The sequence below is a fragment of the Phenylobacterium sp. CCH9-H3 genome (genome assembly GCF_001557235.1).
Lineage (GTDB): Bacteria > Pseudomonadota > Alphaproteobacteria > Caulobacterales > Caulobacteraceae > Phenylobacterium.
This window is the reverse complement of record NZ_LSJI01000140.1, coordinates 1-2,953: the sequence shown is the minus strand read 5'-3', so window position 1 is coordinate 2,953 and position 2,953 is coordinate 1. Positions and strand designations below refer to the sequence as shown.

Below are 2,953 nucleotides of genomic sequence, written 5' to 3'. Positions count from 1 at the left end.
TCCGGCCCGTCCTTGAGAGCGCCGGACCCCAAGGCAAACTCCGTCCATGGATTGAATGGCTCAGACCGCCGAAGCCCTCGCGCCTTCACCTCCCCCGAAAAGCGGCGGGAGGGGGACCGGACGCCGACCCCGGCCTTGAGCCGGGGGAAGAGCGGCGGGTGGAGGGGCGAGCCGCCGGCAGGGCGCAGACCTCCACCCCGGCCGCATTGTGACGCTCTCGGCGCCGGCGTAACCAGGGCGGATGGCGCGGCCCTCAAGCATCCTCATTCGCCGCGGCCGTCCGTCCGACGCGGCGAGCCTGCGGGAGGTGCTCCACGACACCTACGAGAGCACCTGGCTGCCCCAGGTGACCCCCGAGGCGGCGCGAGCCTTCCGCGAGGCGGACCGTCCGGCCGCCTACGTCGCCGAACGGGGCGGCCTGTTCCACGTCGCCGAAGTGGACGGCCAGGTCGTGGGCTTCGTGGATTGGGAGGCCGACTTCGTGAATGCGCTGCATGTCCGATCCAGCCACGCGCGCCTGGGCATCGGCAGCCGCCTGATGGACGCGGCGGAGGCCGAGATCGCCCGCGCGGGCTTCTCCGTCGTCAGGCTGGAGACCGACACGTTCAACGCCCGCTCGCAGGCCTTCTACCGGGCCCGCGGATACCGGGAGATCGATCGGTATCCGGACGTGGAATGGAACAGCGGTCTTACGACGCTCTTGCTGGCGAAGGCGATCAGCTGGGCGGGTGGCTGAACCGGCGGTCGGCCCGAAAGCCAGTTGCGATCATTGGGACCGCTCCAAGAACCCGGGGCTCCCGAACGCGCGGCTGGACTCCGCTTGTTGGATAAAGGCTTAGGCTTAGAGCGACCCACAGGCGACGTTCACGGCCCTTGCGCAGCTTCCGTCACAGCCCGACGCTGTGCTGCAACGCCGCCTGCGCGGGACGCGGTTCAGCGGATCTCCGCCATTGAGATGCGCTCCGCGGCAGATGTTGGCTTGCTGATCCGACGCGCGCATCCAAGTGCGCTGCTCACCCACTATCGCCAGCTAAAGCCGGGCAGGGAGCTTCTTACGTGATCTTCGGCAATCCGAGAGAATACAGTTGCCGTATGTCTAAAGTTGCGAGCGTAGGCGTCTATATCAAGAATTGTGACAATTGCACTTAGGTCTCCGTGAGCAATTTGATTTCGGCGACCTACTATTGCGTCAACCTCATTCTTGTAGCCCTGCTGCGGCTCGATCACATGGAACGCCGCCCAGCAATCCGCGATGCCGACCGTCTTGAACAACTCTTTGATTTCTTTCGTTCCAGGATTTGCAAAACCCGCGATGTGGAGCTCGGCGTCGAGATTGCCGGCAACATGGGGTTCATTGTCGTGGAAGAGCGGAGCTGCCGCAGCGCCTCGGACATATTCCCAGCGCTTCGTTTGATCTGCATTCGTCCACCTGGATGGCTCACCAAGCACCTGCCGCGCGCGTATGGCTTCCGGAAACACACTCGGCGTGGCGGCGCCGGTGTCGATTGCCTCTACAACGTCGACAACGAGATCCTCAAAGAAGCCCTCCAAATGACTCGATAGCAGGACAATCGCGCCCCTTAGGAGTGCCGGCTCTTCGGTGACAATGTTCTTCGCGCCCCGCGCTTTGCGGGACCTACAGATTTCAATGAGACAGTTCACCTCGCCAAGTCGGCTATCAAGCCGGGTTAACGACGGCGACGGCATCTGCGGACTTTCCGAACGACAGGACCGGGCACTCGATACCTCGCTGGTTCAGCGCTGCTGCCCATTTTGCGAGGCGCGTGTTCAATCGAGACGTGTCACGCGTAGCTCTGCTAATCGCGTCAAGGAAATCAGCATCGTTGCAGACCGCTCGATATGCTTCTCTGAAATCGGCGGCGCGGTCAGCGACGATGTTCTGCTCGATCCGCGCAAGTGTCAGCATCAGCGCATCGAAAACAGCACTATTGATTTGGCTTTCTGGGACGCCGTCCTCATCAACTCGGCGGAATGCCTCCGCACCAAATATCGTGTAGGCCTTCCCGATCGCGTCTTCAAACGCGGCGCGATGCGCATTGAGACTAGCCGCGTTCATACGCCGGCCGCCATCAAGATAGTTATCGAGATGACGGGTGAAACCGCTGCGGAACGCATCTCCTCCAAAGTGGAATGCCAAGAATCGGAGAATTAGCTCAGCATCACGCATCCGCTTGTCTGGCGTCTCCGCTTTTCGAATCGCCAGGAAAATCGGATTATCGCAGAGCTTAACTACCAGATCATTTAAGTCGCCTCGGTAGGTTGAATTTCTCAACTCCTGTCGGTTCAAGCTTACCGTCGCCGTGTTAAGTCTCTCAAATACATCGAACCTTATATCTGGGTGCGACTCCTTCAGAATTACGATGCAGCGGATCGTCCTGGCCCGTATCAGCCGCTGATCAGCTGGTGGAAGCTGATGAAACCTCTTACGATTTAAGTCGGGGCGAACCTTCAATCCTCGTAACGAAAATTGGTTATCAATGAATCTGTAAATTGAGGTAAGGCGCTGCTGACCATCAACCACGGCGTACGCCCCGTCTTCTATTTCCGCAAAATAGCAGACGGGTATCGGTACATTCAGTATCAGAGATTCAACAAGTCGACTCGCCTTCACGTCATTCCAGACGCGACGACGTTGAAACTGATCTTGCAGCACGATAGACCCATCTTCGATTTGGGAGTTGATCGAGCTCACAATGAAGTCGAACGGGTTCGTCTGCAGTTTCCGATCACGCGGTGGCGTGCCATCATCGAATATCGGAGAATCTTCTTCAGCCTCCTCTGCAATCGAGACGTCATTCTGCAAATCGGTCTCAGCTTCGGAATCTTGCTCGTCGGGCATGTAAGAACCTCCATCCCCACCATAGCTCCCCTCGGCGTCGTTGCAATCCGGCTGACCTGCCGCTCTGCGCCAATCCCCCCAACAAACTTTGAC

3 protein-coding genes are annotated in these 2,953 nt (G+C 59.4%); 1 reads left to right on the top strand and 2 read right to left on the bottom strand.

Annotated features, from left to right (window positions below; all coding sequences use genetic code 11):
• Nucleotides 1–241 precede the first annotated feature (241 nt).
• Nucleotides 242–736, top strand: coding sequence for a GNAT family N-acetyltransferase (locus AX721_RS13395; RefSeq protein WP_068876497.1), 495 nt, complete (start codon nucleotides 242–244; stop codon nucleotides 734–736).
• Between the two features lie 284 nt (nucleotides 737–1,020).
• Here AX721_RS13395 and AX721_RS28780 read toward each other — a convergent pair whose 3' ends face one another.
• Both AX721_RS28780 and AX721_RS26885 read right to left on the bottom strand, forming a co-directional pair.
• Complete coding sequence (locus AX721_RS28780; protein ID WP_197422566.1) at nucleotides 1,021–1,707, bottom strand: MAE_28990/MAE_18760 family HEPN-like nuclease; 687 nt, start codon at nucleotides 1,705–1,707, stop codon at nucleotides 1,021–1,023.
• The coding region (locus AX721_RS26885) for a DUF262 domain-containing protein (protein WP_231754718.1) at nucleotides 1,679–2,953 on the bottom strand (1,275 nt) is incomplete at its 5' end. The genes AX721_RS28780 and AX721_RS26885, both read right to left, overlap by 29 nt.